Below are 19,390 nucleotides of genomic sequence, written 5' to 3'. Positions count from 1 at the left end.
GCCGAGCCGTTAGGCTCCAGATATGTCGGAGGTTGTGACAGGCGACGCCGTCGTCGTCGAGGTACGCGTGGCGCAGATGCCCTCGCGTGCCCTGGCGATCGTCATCGACCTGGCGGTGCAGGTGACCGTGCTGGTGGGGGCCTACGCGCTGCTGGGGGCGTTCGCCACGGTGTCGGACCCGGCGGCGTTCGCGGCCGTCATGGTCGCGCTGATGGTCCTGGTGATGGTCGGCTACCCGGTGATCTTCGAGTCGGTGAGCAGGGGGCGCAGCCTCGGCAAGCTGGCGCTCGGGCTGCGGGTGGTGAGCGACGACGGCAGCCCCGAGCGGTTCAGGCAGGCGCTGTTCCGCGGGCTCGCGGGCCTTGTGGAGTTCTGGATGCTCTCCGGGGCGCCCGCGCTGATCTCCTCGCTGGTCTCGCAGCGGGGCAAGCGGCTCGGCGACATCTTCGCCGGCACGATCGTCATCTCCGACCGGGCGCCGCGGCAGAGCGGGCAGGCCGTCCAGATGCCGCCGCCGCTCGCCGCCTGGGCGGCCACGCTGGAGCTGTCGCGGCTGCCTGACGAGGTGGCGCAGGCGGCCCGGCAATACCTGCTGCGCTGGCACGACCTGTCGCCGCAGGTCCGGCACGAGATGGGGATGCGGATCGCGGCCCAGACCGCGGCGTTCGTCTCGCCCGCCGCGCCGGCCGGGGTGCCGCCGTACGCGTATCTGAGCGCCGTGCTGGCCGAGCGCCGCCGCCGCGAGGAGGCCCGGCTGGCGCTGCGCGCCGGCGTCACGGCCGGTCCACAGCCCCCGCGCCCCTCGTACCCGCCGCCGCCCCAGCCCGCGACCTCGTACCCGCCCGCGAGCTCCTACGCTCCTCCGCCCCAGCCTTCCTACGCTCCCCCGCCCCCTCCGGCGCCGCCGGGTCCTGGGGCGGGTGTCACTCCGGGCGGGTTCGCGCCCCCGCAATGACGGACGGCGGCCGCCCCGGCCTCGGGACGACCGCCGCCGCTCAGCGGGTCAGTGGCCCTTGTCGGGCCGGTACGACTCCTGGGTCTGCACGTTCAGCCGACCCGTCCGGACGTGCCGGGCGCTGTCGGTCAGCCGATCGTCGATCTTGACGATGTCCAGGCCGGCGTGGAAGTCGGCCCCGTAGATGTAGCCGTTGTAGTAGTAGGCGGACCAGATCCCGCCGCCGCTGCCGTCCGCGCGGGGACCGCGTTCGAAGTAGCCGATCTCCCTCGGGTTGGCCGCGTCGGTGAAGTCCCAGACGGACAGGCCGCCCATGTACCACGCCTGCACCATGATGTCGCGGCCTTTGACCGGGATCAGCGAGCCGTTGTGCGCGACGCAGTTCTCGCTGTCGGCCTGGTAGCGCGGGATCTTGAAGTAGCTCTTGAAGACGAGCTGGCCGTGGACGATCTCGTAGATGGCGTCCGCGCCCCGGTTCGGGCCGGTGGCCTCGTTGCAGGTGGCCAGGCCGCCGCCGCCGAGCTCGTCGGTGAAGACGACCTTCCTGGCGTCGTTGCTGAACGTCGCCGAGTGCCAGAACGCGAAGTTCGGGTCGGTGGTGCGGGCGGTCACCCGCGGGTTGAGCCGGTCGCGGATGTCGAACAGCACGCCGTCGCCCATGCAGGCGCCCGCCGCGATGTCCTTCTCCGGGTAGGCGGTGATGTCGTGGCAGCCGCTCGTGGGCACGAGCAGGCCGGGCTGGGTCTCGTTGCCGCCGTCGGGGAAGACGACCGGGGTGGCCGCGACGGCCGCCTCGGCGGGCTTCTTCAGCGGCACCTTGATGATCGAGATCTTGTCGTGTGGCGGCTGGCAGTCCGGGAAGGTGCTGCTCGGGCTGTACGACGAGACGTACACGTAGACGTTCTTGTTCTGGTCACGGCCCTTGCCCGGCACCAGGGTCAGCGTGTGGGAGCCGCAGTTCGTCTCGACCGACTTGATGTAGCGCGGGTTGGCCTTGTCGGAGATGTCGAAGATGCGGACGCCCTCCCACGCCTCCTTGTGATCGGCGCTCAGGGCCGTGCTGTTGCAGGAGTCGTCGCTGCGGGAGGAGTCGACGGCGCTGAACAGCAGGTCGCCGTACACGCTGACGTCCATCTGCGAGCCCGGGCAGACGACGGAGCTGACCACTTTGGCCCGCTTCGGGTCGCGGATGTCGTAGATGGAGAAGCCGCCGTAGTTGCCGACGTAGGCGTAGCCGTCCTGGAAGGCCAGGTCGGTGTTGATGGTGCCGGCGAGCGGGGCGGGCTTCGGGATGTTGAGCACGTGGGTGACGTTCCCGCTGGTGACGACGGCGTCGGCGGGGGGAATGTCGGCAGTGGTCGCGGCAGTGGTCGCGGTGGCGGTCGCGGGGGTCGCGGTCAGCGACAGGGCGAAGGCCGCCGCGACCGCCGCTAGGGAGCGGCGGCGCGGGATGGACAACTCGGGAGCCTCCTTGACGTCAGTGACCGTGGCCGGGCCCGTGGCCGTGGCCGTGGTCCGGGTAGCTCTCCTGCGTCTGCGCGTTGAGCAGGCGCGACTTGACGCTGTTCGCCTGGTTCGTCCGCGGGTCGTTGATCTTCAGCACGTCCAGGCCGAGGTTGAAGTCGGAGCCGTAGATGTAGCCGTTGTAGTAGTACGCCGACCAGAAGCCGCCGCTCAGCGCCGGGGCGGTGTTGTCCGGGCCGCGCTCGAAGAAGGCGATCTCCTTGGCGTTGGCGGAGTCGGTGAAGTCGACCACCGAGATGCCGCCCTGGTACCACGCCTGCACCATGATGTCGCGGCCCTTGACCGGGATCAGCGAGCCGTTGTGCGCGACGCAGTTCTCGGTGTCGGCCTGGTGGCGCGGGATCTTGAAGTAGCCCTTGAAGACGAGCTGCCCGCCGACGATGTCGTAGTAGGCGTTGGCGCCCCGGTTCGGGCCGATGGCCTCGTTGCAGGTGGCCCTGGTGCCGCCGCCGAGCTCGTCGGTGAAGATCACCTTGGTGCCGGAGTTGTTGAACGTGGCCGAGTGCCAGAAGGCGAAGTTCGTCTCGTCGCGGACCTGGGCGGTGACCTTGGGCTGTTCGGGATCGCGGATGTCGAGCAGGATGCCGTCACCCATGCAGGCGCCGGCGGCGATGCCCTTCTCCGGGTAGGCCGTGATGTCGTGGCAGCCGGTCGTGGCCGACTTTCCGTTGGGGTAGCTGCCCGGCACGCCGCCGAAGCCGCCGTCGGGGAACAGGTTGGGCGTGGCGATCACGGACGCGGCCGTCGGGTTCCGCAGCGGGACCTTGATGATCGAGATCAGGTCGTGCGGGGGCTGGCAGTCGGGGAACGCCGCGCTCGGGCTGTAGGAGGAGACGTAGACGTAGACGTTGTCGCCCTTGCGGTCGGGCACCAGCGTGTGGGTGTGGGAGCCGCAGTTGGTCTCGACGGACTTGATGTAGCGCGGGTTGGCCTTGTCGGAGATGTCGAAGATGCGCATCCCCTCCCACGACTCCTTGACGCTGGCGGGCTGCGAGGTGCTTGCGCACGAGTCGTTGTTGCGGGAGGAGTCGACGGAGCCGAACAGCAGGTTGCCGTAGACCGACACGTCCATCTGGCCGCCGGGGCAGACCAACGAGCTGACCAGCCGCGTCTTCTTCGGATTCTTGATGTCGTAGATGGAGAACCCGTAGTAGTTGCCCACGTAGGCGTAGTCGCCCTGGAAGGCCATGTCGGTGTGGATGTCGGCGAGGGCCTCGGGCTTCGGCACGTTCGTGACGTGCGTGATGTTGGGGCTCATGACGATCTCGCCGGGAGCCGGGATGTCCGCGGCCTGGGCGGGCAGGGTGGTGCCGGCCAGCGCCACGACCGCCGCGAACAGGATGAGGGCCCTGCGGGGGCTTAACACCGGTCAATCCTCCTATAAAGGGAGCATAAATCTACGCCATCTTGACGCGCCGGCGCCCCGCTAGCCAGCGTCCAAACTGTCAAATTTTGTTCCGATTCGCCCTCTTTCAATCCACCTGTCATTGGCTTAGAGTGCGCATTCTCTACACCCTCAGTCAGGGAGGCTGGGTGCGCTCCGCGCTCAACGTCATCGCAGGCACGCTCGTCACCCTCACCGGCATCGCGCTCTCCGGCTGCTCGTCCTCCCCGCCACCGGCCCCACGGGCGGACTCGACCGCGCCCGTGATCGCCCCCGGGCGTCCCGGCGAGCAGGCGAGGACGCTCGGCCCCGGCGAGGCCGCCACCGCCGTGCCCTCGCCGACCGCGAACGCCGCCGACGTCATCTACGTCCAGGACATGATCATCCACCACCGTCAGGCGCTCGACATGGCGCTGCTCGCGCCGAGCCGGGCGGAGTCGGCCAAGGTGAAGGGCATGGCCGACCGGATCAAGGCCACCCAGGGACCGGAGATCCAGTACATGACGGGCTGGCTGCGCGAGCAGGGGCAGAAGGAGCCCGATCACCACGCGGCGCACGACGGCATGCCGGGCATGGCCACCCCGGAGCAGCTCGACGCGCTGAAGGCGGCCAAGGGCGTCGCGTTCGACCGGATGTTCCTGCAGCTCATGATCAACCACCACCTGGGGGCGATCAAGATGTGCGAGCAGGTGCTGAGCAGCGGCTCGCACATGCGCATCGAGGAGCTGGCGAGCGAGGTCAGCGTCGAGCAGACCGCCGAGATCCGCCGCATGCAGCAGATCGAGCGCGAGCTCCCACCCGCCTGAGCTTCAGGAGCCCACGCGCCAGGAGTGCAGGTAGTCCTCCTGCTCGCCGGTCAGCCGGTCGATGCCGATCCCGGCCGCGGCCAGCTTGAGCCTGGCCACCTCGTGGTCGATCTCCTCCGGGACGTCGTACACGCCGGGCGCGAGGCCGGCGCGCTCGGCGGCCAGCCACTCCACGGCGAGGGCCTGCGCGGAGAACGACATGTCCATCACGGCGGCCGGATGACCCTCGGCCGCCGTGAGGTTGACCAGCCGCCCCTCGGCCAGCAGCAGCAGGCGGCGGCCGTCGGGCATGACGTACTGGTCGGTGTTGGGGCGGACGCCGCGCTGCACCTCGCCGGCCAGCTCGTCCAGCGCCCGGACGTCGATCTCCACGTCGAAGTGCCCCGCGTTGGCCAGGATCGCCCCGTCCTTCATGACCGACAGGTGCTCGGCCCTGATCACGTCGCGGTTGCCGGTCACCGTGACGAACAGGTCGCCGAGCAGCGCGGCCTGCGCCATCGGCCGCACCTCGTAGCCCTGGAGGGTCGCGTCGAGCGCCTTGACCGCGTCGATCTCGGTCACGATCACCCGCGCCCCGAACCCCTTGGCCCGCTCGGCCACGCCCCGACCGCAGTAGCCGAAGCCGGCCACGACCACCGTACGGCCCGCGAGCAGGGTGTTCGTGGCCCGCATGATGCCGTCCAGGGTGGACTGGCCGGTGCCGTACCTGTTGTCGAACATGCGCTTGGTGCGCGTGTCGTTGACGGCCACGACGGGGAAGCGCAGCGCCCCCTCCGCCGCCATCTGGCGCAGCCTGATGATGCCGGTCGTGGTCTCCTCACAGCCGCCGCCCACCCGCTCCAGCAGGTCGACGCGCTCGGTGTGCAGGATGTTGACCAGGTCGCAGCCGTCGTCGAGCACGAGATCGGGCCCCACGTCGAGAGCCTGGTGGATGTGCCGGTAGTAGGCCGCCCGGTCGACGCCCGCGCGGGCGTGCACCCCGATCCCATAGCCGCGCAGCGCCTCGGCCACGTCGTCCTGGGTGGACAGCGGGTTGGAGGCGGCCAGGGCGATCTCCGCCCCGCCCGCCTGCAGCGCCCCCATCAGCACGGCCGTCTCGGCCGTGACGTGCAGGCAGGCCGCGATCTTCAGCCCGGCGAGCGGCTGCTCCAGCGCGAACCGCTCGCCGATGGCCGTGAGCACCGGCATCGAGCGGGCGGCCCAGGAGATCTGCCGCTCGCCGCTTTCCCTCAGGTCCATGGCCTGCCGCAGCGGATCAGTAGCGGTAGTGGTCGGACTTGTACGGGCCCTCGACGTGCACGCCGATGTAGGCCGCCTGCTCCTTGGTCAGCTCGGTGAGCTTGACGCCGAGCGCGTCGAGGTGCAGCCGCGCCACCTTCTCGTCGAGGTGCTTGGGCAGCGTGTAGACCCCGATCGGGTATTCGGCGGTCTTGGTGAACAGCTCGATCTGCGCGATCACCTGGTTGGTGAACGAGTTGGACATGACGAAGCTGGGGTGGCCGGTGGCGCAGCCCAGGTTCATCAGCCGGCCCTCGGCGAGCACGATGATCGAGTGGCCGTCCTCGAAGACCCACTCGTCGACCTGCGGCTTGATGTTGTTCTTCACGATGCCGGGCAGCTTGGCGAGGCCGGCCATGTCGATCTCGTTGTCGAAGTGGCCGATGTTGGAGACGATCGCCTGGTGCTTCATCTTCGCCATGTGCTCGGCGGTGATGATGTTGAAGTTGCCGGTGGCGGTCACGAAGATGTCGGCGATGCCGACGACCTCGTCCAGGGTGGTGACCTGGAAGCCGTCCATGGCGGCCTGGAGGGCGCAGATCGGGTCGATCTCGGTGACGATGACGCGGGCGCCCTGGCCGCGCAGCGCGTCGGCGCAGCCCTTGCCGACGTCGCCGTAGCCGCAGACCACCGCGACCTTGCCGCCGATGAGCACGTCGGTGGCGCGGTTGAGACCGTCGATGACGGAGTGGCGGCAGCCGTACTTGTTGTCGAACTTCGACTTGGTGACCGAGTCGTTGACGTTGATGGCCGGGAAGAGGAGCTGGCCGTTCTTGTGCATCTCGTACAGGCGGTGCACGCCGGTGGTGGTCTCCTCCGTCACGCCCTTGATGCTCTCGGCGATGCGGGTCCACCGCTTGTCGGCGCCGACCGTGCGGGTGAGCAGGTCGACGATGACGTGCCACTCCTCCGGATCGTCGGCCGTGGCGGGCGGGACGGCGCCGGCCTTCTCGTACTCGGCGCCCTTGTGGACGAGGAGCGTGGCGTCGCCGCCGTCGTCGAGGATCATGTTGGGGGCGTCACCGTCGGGCCAGGTGAGCGCCTGCTCGGTGCACCACCAGTATTCCTCCAGCGTCTCGCCCTTCCACGCGAACACCGGGACGCCCTTGGGGTCCTCCGGGGTGCCGTCGGGGCCGACGACCACCGCGGCGGCGGCGTGGTCCTGGGTGGAGAAGATGTTGCAGCTCACCCAGCGGACCTCGGCGCCGAGGGCGACCAGCGTCTCGATGAGGACGGCGGTCTGGATCGTCATGTGCAGGGAGCCCATGATCTTCGCGCCGCGAAGGGGCTGGGAGGCCGCGTACTCCTTGCGGACCGCCATCAGGCCGGGCATCTCGTGCTCGGCGAGCCGGATCTCCTTGCGGCCGAAGTCGGCAAGTGAAAGGTCGGCGACCTTGAAGTCCATGGGTTTCCCCTCGCGCTGACTGATGATTGTCGCGAGAAGTCTAGGCGGCGCCGGGCAGCGGTCGCATCTACGGGACGGCGAAACTGACGTAAGAATGTAAGGATGCGCATCACGGAAGCGGCCAGACGGCTCGGCATGTCCCCTCGAATGCTTCGCTACCGGGAGGCGCTCGGGCTGCTGCCGCCCGTGCGTGAGCAGGGCGCGCACCGCCGGTTCGGGCCCGAGGAGCTGGCCGCGGTGGCGCAGGGGGTGGAGCTGGAGAAGCGGTTCGACGTCTCGCCGGCCGAGCTGGCGTTCGCGCTGCGGGTGCTGAGCGAGCCCGCGGTGGCCGCCGCCGTACGCGACCTCGGGGTGCGGATCGGGCGCATCCAGGTGCCGCGCAGGGCCCTCGACTTCGAGAAGGAGAAGGCCCTGCGCCTGCTGCGCCCCGGCGGCCGCCCGTCAGGCGGATGAAGGGCTCAGTTGGACGCCGGGGTGCGCAGCCGGTCGAGGTCGGGCTCCAGGTAGATGACCCGGGCGATCGGCTCCGCCTCGCGGATGCGCCGCTCGGCCTCGTCGATGCCGCGCGCCACCTCGGCCGCCGTGTCGTTGTGCTCGACCGCGATCTTCGCGGCCACCAGCAGCTCCTCCGGGCCGAGGTGCAGCGTGCGCATGTGGATGATCCGCTCCACCTCGGGCGCGCTCTCCAGCGCGGCGCGGATGCGGGTCTCCACCTCGGGCGAGGCGCCCTCGCCGACCAGCAGCGACTTGGTCTCCATGGCCAGCACGACCGCGATGATCGCCAGCAGCACGCCGATCATCATGGTGCCGACGCCGTCCCAGATGCCGTTGCCGGTGATCACCGCCATCGTCACGCCGAACAGCGCGAAGATGAGGCCGAGCAGCGCGCCGAGGTCCTCCAGCAGGATGACGGGCAGCTCGGGCGACTTCGACCGGCGGACGAACGCCACCCACGACTGCTTGCCGCGCACCGCGTTCGACTCCTTGATCGCGGTGCGGAACGAGAAGCCCTCTGCGATGATCGCGAAGATGAGCACCCCGAAGGCCCAGATGGGCGACTCGACGTCCGTCGGGTGGGAGATCTTGTGCCAGCCCTCGTAGAGCGAGAAGGCCGCGCCGATCGTGAACAGCACCACCGCGACCACGAAGGCGTAGAAATAGCGCTCGCGGCCGTAGCCGAAGGGATGCTCCTTGGTGCTGGCCCGCGCCGCCCGCTTGCCGCCGATGAGCAGCAGCACCTGGTTGCCCGAGTCAGCGACGGAGTGGATGCCCTCCGCCAGCATCGACGATGATCCGGTGAACGCCGCCGCCACGAACTTGGCCACCGCGATGGCCAAATTGGCGGCCAGGGCCGCAATGATCGCTTTTGTTCCGCCGCTCGCGCTCACCGGTCTTCTCCACTCATAGGGTTGAGGCTTGGAGAGGATCCTATTGGGAGATTCTTGCCCTGAGTTCTGTGATCGCCGACACAGAGGTCGGATCGATGCCGTAACCCAGCGCGAGATAGGCGCTGGCATAGTCGCCGAGCCCGATCAGCGAGGCCATCCGCTCCAGCGGATGCGCGCCCTCGGCGACCAGCTCGGTCACGGGCACGTCGCGGTCGCGGGCCAGCCGCAGCGCGACCTCGCGCTGCCGCGTCACCTGGGGATGCTCCTCGACGTCACGCAGCACCACGAGCCGCAGGGTGCGCCCGGAGGTGTCGGCGAAGATGTCGCGCTCGGCCATCGGCCCGTCGAACACGGCCACCTGGTTGTGGCCCGCCTCGGGCAGCTCGCCGCAGATCGCCGGATATTTCGCGTTGGCGGCCAGCTGTCCGGTGAGCCGGGTGGCCGCCACCCGCGTGACCGCCGAGGTGCCCCAGATCACCGGGACGCTCTCGGCGAGGTCCATCGCGAGCGACTTGCCGGGGTTGATGAAGGTGTCGCTGGACGGCCGGCACCGGTGCGCCATGTCCTCCAGCGACCCCGCCACCCGCTCGAACAGGTCGGGCTCGACGCTCACCAGCCGCAGCGCGGCGGCGGCCACGAGGGTCGGGATCGCCAGCAGCCAGAGGTTGGCCCGCGACTGGCCGGTGACCGGCACCGCCACGTAGCTCGCCGACGCCTGCAGGGCGATCGCCTCCAGCGGGGAGCCCGCGGGCCCCACGCCGAGCAGCGTGCAACCGCGCCGGACGGCCTGCGTGGCCACCGACACGGTCTCCTCGGTGTCGCCCGAGCCGGACACGGCGATGACGAGATCGGTCGCGCCCACCCAGCCGGGGAGCTGGTAGGAGCGCAGGGTCACGATCGGCAGCGGCACACCCGAGCCGGCCACGGCCGCGAGCAGGTCGCCCGCGATGCCCGAGCCGCCCATGCCCGCCACCACGACCGCCCTCGGCCGCCCGTGAGCGACCAGCCGGTCGAGGTGGGCCTCCGCGGCCACGCGGGCGCCGGTGCGGACCTGCGCCGCGGACGCGGCGACCGCGGGCAGCATGCCGGAGGGGTCGGCCTCGCTCAGATGAGCCTGGTCGTCGAGCCGGTCCGGCTCCCAGGTCACGGCTTCCTGGCCTCGTCGACGAGCAGAACGGGGATGTCATCCCGGACGGGGTAGACCAGGCCGCAGCCGGTGCAGGCCAGCTCCTCGGACTCGGACTCGGCACGCAGGGGCGCCTTGCACGCCGGACATGCCAGGATCTCCAGCAGCCAGTCGTCGATCTTCACACGCTCACCCATCTCGCTATCCGTCACCAGCTTGACCGTAACACCACGGCGCGGCACGCAGGCGGGCCGAGCCTGCCCGCGTCCACGGTCGGCGGATCAACCGACGGACACCGCGCCATCGCGTCCTTCTCGCGCGAGGAAGTCTGCCACGAACTCGGCGGTCTGCTCCCAGCCCTCGACGGCCACGCACTCCACGCCCATCAGTTTGACCGGGTAGTCGTTGCCGCCCTCGTCGAGCCGGTCGCCGACGAACAACACGTCGCCGATCGACAGGTCGAGGGCTTCGAGCAGGCGGCCGATGCCGTACGCCTTGTCGACGCCCTGCCGGGTGATGTCGACCGACGTCGAGCCGCCGCCGCGGACCTCCAGGTCCGGCAGCTGCTCGGAGACCCGCGCGCACAGCAGGCGGCGCTTGGCGCCGTCGGGGTCCCAGGCGTATTTCGCGGGCGGCGGGGCCTGCTGCCCGAGGGCCGAGAAGGTGATCTGGCTGCCGCGGTCCTCGATGATGTCGCCCCAGGTGTCGTCGCTCCAGAGGCCGAGCTCCTTGGCGGACCGGGTGAGCACCTCGATGATCTCCGCCTTCTCGGCCTCGGCGAAGTCCTCGGCGTAGACCAGGGACCAGTCGCCGTCCTTCCAGCGGTAGTAGCGCGTGCCGCAGGTCGGCATGAGGTGCAGCCGGGCCCGCTGACCGTCGTCGATCGGCAGGTGACGCAGCACCTGGGTCTGGAACTGGGCGAACTGCCCGCCGGAGATCACGCAGACCTCGACGGCGTCGAGCAGCCGCGCCAGGAGGGCGGCCATCCGCTCGTCGATCTGGGACTTGGACACCGCCAGTGTGTCGTCCAGGTCGAAGGCGACCAGGGAGAACGTGCGATTAATCGGAACTCCTACGATTCGACCGCGGACATGACCTTCGACTTTACCGGCCGGCAGGGAAGAGCGCGTCTCACCTCTCGCCGCGGTTGGGCTGCGCCGAGCGGAGGATGCGCAGGTGGCCCCGCCGGCCGACCTCGACGCCGTCGCCGACCGGCTCGCCGCTGCCGGGACGGGCCGGGCGGGCGGCCTCCCTGACGGCGTTGGCCAGGGCTTCGAGGTCGTCAGAGCTGGGTGAGGCGCCGTCCGTGGGCAGCCGCACCACCTCCCAGCCACGGGGAGCGGTCAGCCGTTCGGCGTGTTCGGCGCACAGGTCGTAGCAGTGTGGCTCCGCGTACGTCGCCAGGGGGCCGAGAACAGCGGTCGAGTCGGCGTATACGTACGTGAGCGTGAAGACGGCAGGCTGGCTGCAGGCGGTGCGGGAACAGCGGCGGACGGGGCTCACGGAGGGACCGTATCTGGTAAGAGTGCGAGGCGCCACTATCTGAGCGCTCTTAACGAGCGTGTCGCCACAATTCGGACACCTGTCTCAGCCTTTCCACCCACATGCCCCGATGACGTACCCCGGACCACCTGCCGGGATCACCGGACGGCCGCCGGCCGAGGCGTACGAAAGGATCACCACCCGGCTACCCACCTGGGCGCGCCCGTGCCCCGTCGTACGGTGATCGGGTGGATCGTCCCCGTACACTTGCCGTGTGACACCACGGCGCGGTCCCAGACGGCGCGATCGCCACGGTCGCGGGCTTCGCGGCCCGCTCGCCCCCTCGCATGTCCCCATGGCCAGGTCGCGCAGCGAGCGCTTCGACGACCTCGTGCTCGACGCCGTCGACCGGCTGCGGCCCCGCTGGGAGCGGCAGCTCTCGGCGGTGGAGTTCGCGGTGGAGGAGGTGCCGCCGCTCAGCGAGCTGGACGACGGCCCGCGCCTGACCTCCGACCCGATCCCGTTCGGCCGCGCCGACGCCGCCAGCGGCCAGAACCCGGCGGCGGTGGTCGTCTACCGCCGCCCCCTTGAGGCCAGGGCGCGTGACCGCGACACGCTCGGCGCGATGGTCCACGACACCGTGGTGGAGCAGGTCGCCACGCTGCTCGGCCTCTCCCCCGAGACCGTCGACCCCGGCTACGACGACCGCCGCTGATCTCAAGGGGCGACCACGCGCGCGGTGTCCGTGAGCGGCGGCAGCAGGGTCCACACCCGCGCGGGTGCCAGCGGCTGGACGGTGAACATGAGCCCGTCCTTCAGTCGTTCCTCCAGCACCCGGCCGCCGTAGACCTCCCCGGACACCGGGGTCACCACGATCGCGAAGTCGCCGCGTGCCTTGAGCCGGACGCTCCGGGTGCGGTTCGCCGGCACGTCCACGTCGAACGGCGGCTCGGCCGCGCCCTTGCCCGGCACCACCTGGACCCGTACCTTGCCCGCCGCGCCGCCGACCGCCGTGAGCACCAGGCGGGCGCCGGCGCCGTTGCGGGCCACCGCGCTGCCCAGCTCCAGTGACGGCGTGCCGGAGGTGAAGGCGACGTCCTGGTGCTGACCGGTGCCGGTCATGACCGCGCCGGCCACGATCGGCACGTTCGAGGTGAGGACGAGGGCCGCCGACGAGGCGCCGAGCCCGGTGGTGACGTCCGCGGAGACGACGCCGCCGGCCGGCACGTCGAGCGTCTCGCGGCCGCGCATCGCGTACTCGGCGTCCTCGCCGACCGCGCGCACCCGCACCACCGCGTCCGTCTCGCCGGGGGCGGCGACGAGGAGCTGCCGGCCTCCGCCGCCGCCCGGGATGCCGGGCACGACCACGCGGGTGGCGGGCGCGGCCGCGGCGGGCAGCCAGTCGACGCCGCCGCTCTCCAGGACGACGCGGGCCGAGACGGCGACGCGGCCGAGGATCGTGGTGACGCCGACGGCCGTGATCTCGGCCGACGGCGCGAGCGTACGCAGGTCGATCGCCCGCTCCCGGCCGGGCGGGATCTCCAGCCCCACGCCCTTGTCGCCGGAGACCGGACCCTCGGGGGCGTGCACCTGCACGTCCACCAGGGCGGGGGCCTTGTCGGCGTTGGCGAGGCGGAGGACCACGTCCGCGTCGGCGGGGCCGGGGCCGAGGAGCCAGGTGACCTGCGCGGGCTCGGTGCAGCGCACGCCGGACAGGCCGCGCTCCGCGCCCCCGATCGCCCGCACGGTGTAGCCGGCCTCCAGTGCGCCAGGGCCGTCGGTCACGTACGGCGCGCCGCTCTTCATGGTCTCGTACGTCAGCGAACCAGGCAGATGGACGCCGACCTTCTCCCCCTTCGTCCCCGGACAGACGGCGGTGACCGACTCGACCGGCACCTTGCGCGGGGCGGAGGAGGCCGGGGCCGCCGGGGCGGGGCGGGTGATCCAGGCGAGCCCGTACAGCGCCGCGAGCACGACGGTCACCACCGCGAGGAGGCCGTACCTGTTCTCGACGAAGGTCCTCACGACGCCCTCGCCGCCAGGAGGGGCGCGGCCGGGACGGGCTCGGCGGGCGCCTCCTGCGGGCTCTCGCGCCGGCCGGGCGCGGCGAGGACCACCATGACCAGCACCATCACGCCCTGCGCCCACAACCAGGGCCGGTGCAGGACGCTGTCCGGCTGGACCGGCACGCGGGTGACCGGCTCGGCCAGCCGCCACAGGCCGCCGGACTCCGACAGGCTCAGGCGTTCCAGCGAGGGCTGCGAGTCGAGCGTCCTCGCGAGCCCCGGCGGGACGGGCGGAGCCACCGCGACCATGGCGATGCCCTGCTGGGCCAGGGTGGCCGCGTCGCCGCCGCGCCCGCCGATAAGCCCTTGGGCGGCGGTGGCCACGCGGGCGGCGGCCTCGGCGGGAACGGGCAGCTCGGCCTCGCCGAGCAGCGGTGTACGGCCGTGCAGCACGGTGAAGGCCGCGCCCTTGACCACGAGGGTGCGCTCGCCGTTCTGGCTGCGCGCGGCGGCGAGCGCGGGCAGCATGTCGGGGGCGTCGCCGGTGAGGGGGCCGCGTACGCCGGTGGCCACCCACCAGCCGGCGGCCAGCAGCGGCGTGCTGAAGGCCACCGCCACGACCGCGGTCGCGCCGAGCCGCTGGAGGCCGCCGCCTGCGCGCAGCTCGGCCAGGCGGTGCGCGGTCAGGGCGACGAGCACGACGAGCCCGGTGCCGGCGAACGCGAGCGGCACTCCCGGCCAGGCCCGCGCCCCCTCGATCTCGACGCGGCTGACCAGGATCGCGACCAGCGTCCCGTACAGGGCGACACCCCAGCCGATGGCGACGATCGTCCGCTGGCGGCGCATGAGCAGCGCGGCCAGCGCCGTCACGAGCAGGCCCGCGGTCACCCAGAACGGCGGCAGTCCCGGCCCTCCGGGGGCGAGCGCGAGCAGCGACTCGGGCGCGAGCGCGGGATCGACCAGGGCGGGGTCGTGCAGCCCGGCCTCGCGCAGGATCCGTCCCGGCTCCGTCACGAGCCCGGCCAGCCAGGGGAACAGCAGCGCCACCGGCACGAGCAGCGCGATGGCGACGGACGTCACCGCGCCACGCGGCCGCCGCACCGCGAGCGCGGCCCCGCCGAGCAGCGCGACCATCGGGTACGTCAGCGGCACGAACGCCGTGCCGACCGCCAGCAGCAGCCCGAGCGCCCAGGCGGCGCGGCGGGCGCGGCGCGGCTCGGCGGACAGCAGGGTCGTGCCGAGCGAGGCGTAGACCGGCACCAGCACGAACACCACGGCCGTGCCCAGCCGCCCGGCCGCGACGGCGCCGGTCGCGACGGGCAGCAGCGCGTACGTGCCGGCCGCCCACGCCCGTGCCGGCACCGCCGGGACGACGTGCCTGGTGGCGAGGTACGCGGCGGCCCCGGCCAGCGGCACCGAGCCGAGCAGCAGCACCGACACCGCCAGCCAGGTCTTGCCGAGCGCCAGCGTGGACAGCGCCGCGACGACCGCCACGTAGGGCGGGGCCCAGGCGTCGGAGCCGAGCCCGACGCCGTCGTGGAAGCCTTCGGTGTAGAACGCCCACAGATCGCCCGCCCCGCCGGTGACCGGCACCAGCGCGCCCCCGCCGAGCCGGTCGCCGAGCAGCAGGGAGCGTTCGGCGACCAGCGAGACGGCGGCCAGCGCGAGCATGAGGACGACGCCGGGCCTGGACAGGAACCGTTTGACCGCGCCGCTGTCGTCCGGCGCGAGCGCCTGCTCCTCGTCCTCCCCGGAGGAGGAGGAGGCGGCGGCGTGGTGGTGGCGGCCGGCGGCGTCCACGGGCGCTCCGCCGGCGAGGAAGCTCTGCACCATGTCGACCAGCCGGCGGTAGGCCGCGCCCGGCGGGGTCATCAACCGCTTTACGCGTATATATCCCTTCTTGCGGCCGTAGCTGCGGGCCCGGCGCGCCCGCATCAGCCGGAAGGGATGCACCAGCACCGACCCCATCGCGACCAGCTCGTCCAGCGCGTTCGCCGGCTGCTTGCCCACGATGAACAGCAGCGTGCGGAAGGCCGAGCCGAGCACGTTCCGCAGCAGCGCCCAGAGCATCGCGCGGAACGGCAGGTTCGCCATGACCACGAAGATCGCGTTACGCCGGTCGAGCCGGCGGGGGTGGTCGCCGCTCACCGTGACGCGCCGCCGCCGGCGGGCCGCCGCCTCCGCGTGCCAGGCCACGGCCGAGGTCGTGACCAGCACCTTGTGCCCGGCGTTGCGGATGCGCCAGCACAGGTCGAGGTCGTCGCGGAACAACGGCAGGAACGGGTCGAGCCCGCCCACCGTCTCCCACACGTCGCGCCGGACCAGCATCCCGGCCGTGGAGACCGACATGACCTCACGGACGCCGTCGTGCTGCCCCTGGTCGAACTCGTGCGGCTCCAGCCCGGTGTCCCTGCGGCCCGTACGGCCCACCGTCACGCCCAACTCCAGCAGGCGGCGGCGGTCGAGCCAGTCGCGCAGCTTGGGGCCGACCACGGCGGCCTTCGGCTCCTGCCCGGCCACGGCGAGCAGGGCCTCCAGCGCCCACCGGTCGGGGGCGCAGTCGTCGTGGAGCAGCCAGATCCACTCGTCGGGCCCTGCGGAGGGCAGGCGCCCGAGCGCCTCGGCGACCGACTCGGCGAAGGCGGCCGAACGGGGCAGGGAGATCACGTTGCCACGGCCGAGCGCCTGGGCCAGCAGGTCGGCCGAGCCGTCCCTGCTGCCGTTGTCGACGCCGATCACGCGGTCGGGCCTGCGGCTCTGGCTCACCAGCGCCCGCAGCGTCTCCCCCAGCCAGCGCCCGCCGTCGTGCGCGACGACGACCACGGTGACGTAGGGACGGGACATGTGCAGGTGACTCCTGGGGGGTTGATCAGGCGCGCCCACCTTACATCTCGAAGCAGTCAGAAAACGCGAAAAAGGGTCACGTGGGCGGACCCACGTGACCCTTCCTCCTCTATGTCAAACGGCCTGGCGCTTGATCCGTCTGCGCTCCCGTTCGGACAGTCCACCCCAGATGCCGAACCGCTCATCGTGCTCGAGTGCGTACTCCAAACACTCCGCACGGACCTCGCACGATCGGCAGACCTTCTTGGCCTCTCGGGTGGAGCCGCCCTTCTCAGGGAAGAACGCCTCCGGATCGGTCTGCGCGCACAACGCGCGCTCCTGCCAGCCAAGTTCTTCAGCGTCAAGCTGATCCTGTGCGATGACCGGATCGGTCACTGCACACCTCCCTGCCGCCCGCCCGCAATGGAGCCCCCCATGAACGCCTTCCTTATTACCCACCCACGGGAAGGCATAACAACATGGCTGTAATTACACGCGCGTGCGCTGTCCGGCGTCAAGCGGCATGCAGGTATCCGGGGAAAGACCAGATCTCGCCCCGGTGTGCTTGGCATGTGATGTTCTCGCCCGGGCGAACCCGCCTGAAACATGGGCTCGCCAGGGGTCGTTCAACCTGTCAGCGGTCCGAACCGTACCAGGGCGGGATAGACACCCGCCCGTGGCCCACCTTCTCTCTAGCCGTCCATTGCCGGTTCGTTACCTGCGTGGCTCGTTGGGGGTGTATATGGCAGTCGGGTTGATCGGGTCGTCTCCGGGACGGCCCTGGTCACCGAGGGCGTCGCCGCGCAGCTGCGACTGGTCGAGCCGCATCGTCGACTCGCTCTGGCCCTCGTTCCACGCGGGGGCGGCGGAAGCGGCCGGGGCCTGGTGGGCCGGCTGGTACGGGCGCGGCTCGTAGCCGCCCTGCTGCTGCGGCGGCTGCTGCTGCTGCGGGTGGCCGAAGGGGGTCTCGTACGCGCGCGACTGGTACGTCTCCGCCTGCTGGTAGGCGTCGAGGAGCTGCTGGGAGCGCGGGTCCACGGGCGGGTCGGGCTCCTGGTAGGCGGGAGCGCCGGTCGCGGCGAACTCGGCGCCGGAGTAGCCCGTGAGGGGGCTGCCGCCCTGCTGCGGCTGGTCGAACGCGCTCTGACCGTAGTACGCCTGCTGCTGCGGCGGCTGGAACGAGACGTTCGGGGAGGTCTCACCCGTGGGGTAGGACTGGTCGGCCGGGGTGGCGAAGGAGTCCGGGGGCGCGTACGGGTTGGGGCTCTGGTGGCCGTACAGGGTGGGCTGGCTGTCCGCGGGGACGTACGGGGCGGGCTGGTACTCGACGGGGGGCGGGGTGTTGTAGTCGGGGGACGGCGCGGGGGTGGCGTAGTCCGGGAGGGAGTGGGCGGGGGCGGCCGGGCGGTCGACGGTGGGGGCCGTGTCCGCGGGCGCGTAGGAGTGCTGGCCGAACAGCTGCTGGTCCTGGCCGCCGAAGGGCTGCGGGTCCTGGCCGAACTGCGGCTGGCTCTGGGGGAACGGCTGCGGGTCCTGGGCGAAGCCGGGGTTGGTGCCGTATCCGCCGGCGTCCTGGGCGCCGAGGCCCTGCGGGGGCGCGTAGGGCGAGTCCGCGGGCTGGCCGCCGAAGCCCTGATGGGGCTGCTGGTCGGCCGCGGCGGCCGGGAGGGCTCCCCGCACCTGGGGGTACGCCTGGTCGGCGGCCTGCGGCGGCTGGGGGGCGTAGGCGGGCTGCTGGGGGTCGGCGGGCGGGGCGTACTGGCCGCCGGGCACGGAGTGCTGGCCGGACAACGGCTGGGGCTGGGGCTGGGGCGACAGCGGCTGGGGCTGGGGCTGGCCCGGCACGGGGTGCTGCCCGGACGGCGGCTGCTGGCCGTAGGCGGGCAGGTGCTCGGGCTGGCCGGGGACGGGCTGTCCGGGCATCGACTGCTGGCCGGAGAGCGGCTGCCGGCCGTAGGCGGGCAGGTGCTCCGGCTGACCCGGCACGGGCTGCCCGGGGACCGGCTGCTGGCCGGAGAGGAACTGCGGGCCGGGGACGGGCTGCTGCCCCGTCGGGGGCTGCTGGCCGTAACCGGCGGCGGCGGGCTGCTCGTACTGCGCCGCAACCGGCTGCTGCCCGTAGCCGGGGACGGGCTCGTAACCAGGGGTGGGCTGGTCCTGCGGGCCGTAGCCGGGGGCGGGCTGGTCCTGCTGAGGGCCGTAACCGGGCGCGGGCTGATCCTGGGGGCCGTAGCCGGGGGCGGGCTGGTCCTGCGGGCCGCCGTAGCCGGGGGCCGGCTGGTCCTGGGGGGCGGGGTGCTGGCCGGGTGAGGGCTGGAGGGCCGGGGGCTGGGGGGCCGGGGGCTGCTGGCCGTAGCCGGCCTGCTGGGGCTGGCCGAACTGCTGGTCCTGCGGCCCGAACTGCTGGTCCTGCTGGCCGAACTGCTGGTCTTGCTGGCCGAACTGCTGGTCCTGCTGGCCGAACGCCTGATCCGGGCGGCCGAACGCCTGGTCCTGCGGGCCGAACCCCTGGTCCTGCTGACCGAAAGCCTGGTCCTGCAGGCCGCCGAAGCCCGGCTGGGGCTGGCCGAAGTGGCCCTGGTAGACCGGGGCGACCGGCCGCGCGGGCAGCGCCTGCGGGATGAGGTACACGAGCGCCAGCCCCGTCAGGGCCAGCCGGGGCACCCCGAGGAGCACGAACTCGACGGTCGGCCGGGCGCCGTCACCGGCGAACAGCCCGAGCAGCAGCGCCAGCATCCCGAACAGGGAGGCGAGCAGCAGCCCGACGGCCGCCCCGTACGTGATGGGCTTGGCCTTGTCCGACGGCGTGCCGATCTTGGTGACGAGGAGCACCGCCCCGAGCAGCAACGCGGTCACGACCGGGTCGGTGAGTCCGAAGAAGTTCGAGGCCGCGCGACCGGTGAAGGTCGAGCTGGACGACGAGCCGATGAGGAGGTGCCCGATCGCCAGCAGCACGCTCGTCAGTCCGGCGACGAGCATGATCCAGGCGGCCGGCTCCCGCAGCCGCGTGACGTCAATTTTGCTCACAGCTAACCCCCAACGGACCCTTTGGCCCGAAGGGAGTTTGCCACATTACCCCGTCAAACGTCGGGCGTCCCAGCAACCCCTTACATCTCAATTCGGCCTATACCTGCAAGTACACGGTTGCAGCCGGTGAAAATCCACCCCCTCGGCCCGGGCCTGTCGGCGACCGGTGAAAGGCCGGTGAAAGGC

Annotated in this window: 17 protein-coding genes; 4 read left to right on the top strand and 13 right to left on the bottom strand. The window is 71.8% G+C overall.

Features of this window, described 5'->3' with window-relative positions; translation table 11 throughout:
* Positions 1-22: 22 nt before the first annotated feature.
* Positions 23-955 carry an RDD family protein gene (locus tag AC27IY_RS43070; RefSeq protein WP_423474210.1) on the top strand — a complete coding sequence of 311 codons (933 nt, stop codon included), beginning with the start codon at positions 23-25 and terminating at the stop codon, positions 953-955.
* Between the two features lie 48 nt (positions 956-1,003).
* Here the strand turns inward: AC27IY_RS43070 and AC27IY_RS43065 are convergent, their stop codons facing one another.
* The gene (locus AC27IY_RS43065; protein ID WP_487181548.1) at positions 1,004-2,413 is read right to left on the bottom strand and encodes an LVIVD repeat-containing protein; all 1,410 of its coding nucleotides are present in this window, start codon (positions 2,411-2,413) and stop codon (positions 1,004-1,006) included.
* Positions 2,414-2,432: 19 nt separating this feature from the next.
* Positions 2,433-3,845, bottom strand: a complete 1,413-nt coding sequence (locus tag AC27IY_RS43060) for an LVIVD repeat-containing protein (protein ID WP_487181547.1) — start codon at positions 3,843-3,845, stop codon at positions 2,433-2,435.
* 167 nt (positions 3,846-4,012) lie between these two features.
* Here AC27IY_RS43060 and AC27IY_RS43055 point away from each other — a divergent pair, with 167 nt between their 5' ends.
* Positions 4,013-4,669: a DUF305 domain-containing protein gene (locus tag AC27IY_RS43055; protein ID WP_487181546.1), complete on the top strand. Its 657-nt coding sequence runs from the start codon at positions 4,013-4,015 to the stop codon at positions 4,667-4,669.
* Positions 4,670-4,672: 3 nt separating this feature from the next.
* Here the strand turns inward: AC27IY_RS43055 and AC27IY_RS43050 are convergent, their stop codons facing one another.
* The gene (locus tag AC27IY_RS43050) at positions 4,673-5,908 is read right to left on the bottom strand and encodes an adenosylhomocysteinase (RefSeq protein ID WP_487181545.1); all 1,236 of its coding nucleotides are present in this window, start codon (positions 5,906-5,908) and stop codon (positions 4,673-4,675) included.
* A 16-nt stretch (positions 5,909-5,924) separates the two neighbouring features.
* The gene (gene ahcY, locus AC27IY_RS43045) at positions 5,925-7,352 is read right to left on the bottom strand and encodes an adenosylhomocysteinase (protein ID WP_344210226.1); all 1,428 of its coding nucleotides are present in this window, start codon (positions 7,350-7,352) and stop codon (positions 5,925-5,927) included.
* Between the two features lie 102 nt (positions 7,353-7,454).
* On the opposite strand from ahcY, the gene AC27IY_RS43040 reads away from it, so the two are divergent.
* Positions 7,455-7,805 carry a MerR family transcriptional regulator gene (locus AC27IY_RS43040; RefSeq protein WP_423443538.1) on the top strand — a complete coding sequence of 117 codons (351 nt, stop codon included), beginning with the start codon at positions 7,455-7,457 and terminating at the stop codon, positions 7,803-7,805.
* 5 nt (positions 7,806-7,810) lie between these two features.
* Here the strand turns inward: AC27IY_RS43040 and AC27IY_RS43035 are convergent, their stop codons facing one another.
* The 5 genes from AC27IY_RS43035 to AC27IY_RS43015 all read right to left on the bottom strand — a co-directional run bounded on the left by AC27IY_RS43035 (position 7,811) and on the right by AC27IY_RS43015 (position 11,369).
* A complete protein-coding gene (locus AC27IY_RS43035; RefSeq protein WP_487181544.1) occupies positions 7,811-8,740 on the bottom strand; it encodes a cation diffusion facilitator family transporter in 930 nt (309 codons plus the stop codon).
* Between the two features lie 40 nt (positions 8,741-8,780).
* A complete protein-coding gene (locus tag AC27IY_RS43030) occupies positions 8,781-9,887 on the bottom strand; it encodes an SIS domain-containing protein (protein ID WP_487181543.1) in 1,107 nt (368 codons plus the stop codon).
* On the bottom strand, positions 9,884-10,063 hold the full coding sequence (locus tag AC27IY_RS43025) for a Trm112 family protein (protein ID WP_344210234.1): 180 nt from the start codon (positions 10,061-10,063) through the stop codon (positions 9,884-9,886). The genes AC27IY_RS43030 and AC27IY_RS43025 overlap by 4 nt, the downstream gene beginning before the upstream one ends.
* 84 nt (positions 10,064-10,147) lie before the next feature.
* Positions 10,148-10,912, bottom strand: a complete 765-nt coding sequence (locus AC27IY_RS43020) for an HAD-IIB family hydrolase (protein WP_423444476.1) — start codon at positions 10,910-10,912, stop codon at positions 10,148-10,150.
* 85 nt (positions 10,913-10,997) lie between these two features.
* Positions 10,998-11,369, bottom strand: coding sequence for a DUF3499 domain-containing protein (locus tag AC27IY_RS43015; RefSeq protein WP_344210236.1), 372 nt, complete (start codon positions 11,367-11,369; stop codon positions 10,998-11,000).
* Positions 11,370-11,703: 334 nt separating this feature from the next.
* Between AC27IY_RS43015 and AC27IY_RS43010 the strand changes: the two genes are divergently transcribed.
* Positions 11,704-12,063, top strand: a complete 360-nt coding sequence (locus AC27IY_RS43010) for a metallopeptidase family protein (protein ID WP_329584697.1) — start codon at positions 11,704-11,706, stop codon at positions 12,061-12,063.
* Positions 12,064-12,065: 2 nt separating this feature from the next.
* On the opposite strand, the gene AC27IY_RS43005 is transcribed toward AC27IY_RS43010, so the two are convergent.
* The 4 genes from AC27IY_RS43005 to AC27IY_RS42990 form a co-directional block, all read right to left on the bottom strand.
* Positions 12,066-13,373: a DUF5719 family protein gene (locus tag AC27IY_RS43005; protein ID WP_487181542.1), complete on the bottom strand. Its 1,308-nt coding sequence runs from the start codon at positions 13,371-13,373 to the stop codon at positions 12,066-12,068.
* Positions 13,370-16,198 (bottom strand): glycosyltransferase family 2 protein, encoded by a 2,829-nt coding sequence (locus tag AC27IY_RS43000; RefSeq protein WP_487181541.1) that lies wholly within the window; start codon positions 16,196-16,198, stop codon positions 13,370-13,372. The genes AC27IY_RS43005 and AC27IY_RS43000 overlap by 4 nt, the downstream gene beginning before the upstream one ends.
* A gap of 114 nt (positions 16,199-16,312) precedes the next feature.
* Complete coding sequence (locus AC27IY_RS42995; protein WP_020546325.1) at positions 16,313-16,573, bottom strand: WhiB family transcriptional regulator; 261 nt, start codon at positions 16,571-16,573, stop codon at positions 16,313-16,315.
* A 318-nt stretch (positions 16,574-16,891) separates the two neighbouring features.
* Positions 16,892-19,204, bottom strand: a complete 2,313-nt coding sequence (locus AC27IY_RS42990) for a hypothetical protein (RefSeq protein WP_487181540.1) — start codon at positions 19,202-19,204, stop codon at positions 16,892-16,894.
* Between the last annotated feature and the right edge of the window lie 186 nt (positions 19,205-19,390).

This window comes from Nonomuraea sp. B208 (assembly GCF_057536035.1).
The sequence above is the reverse complement of the archived record's forward strand: the minus strand, read 5'-3'. Positions and strand labels throughout refer to the sequence as shown.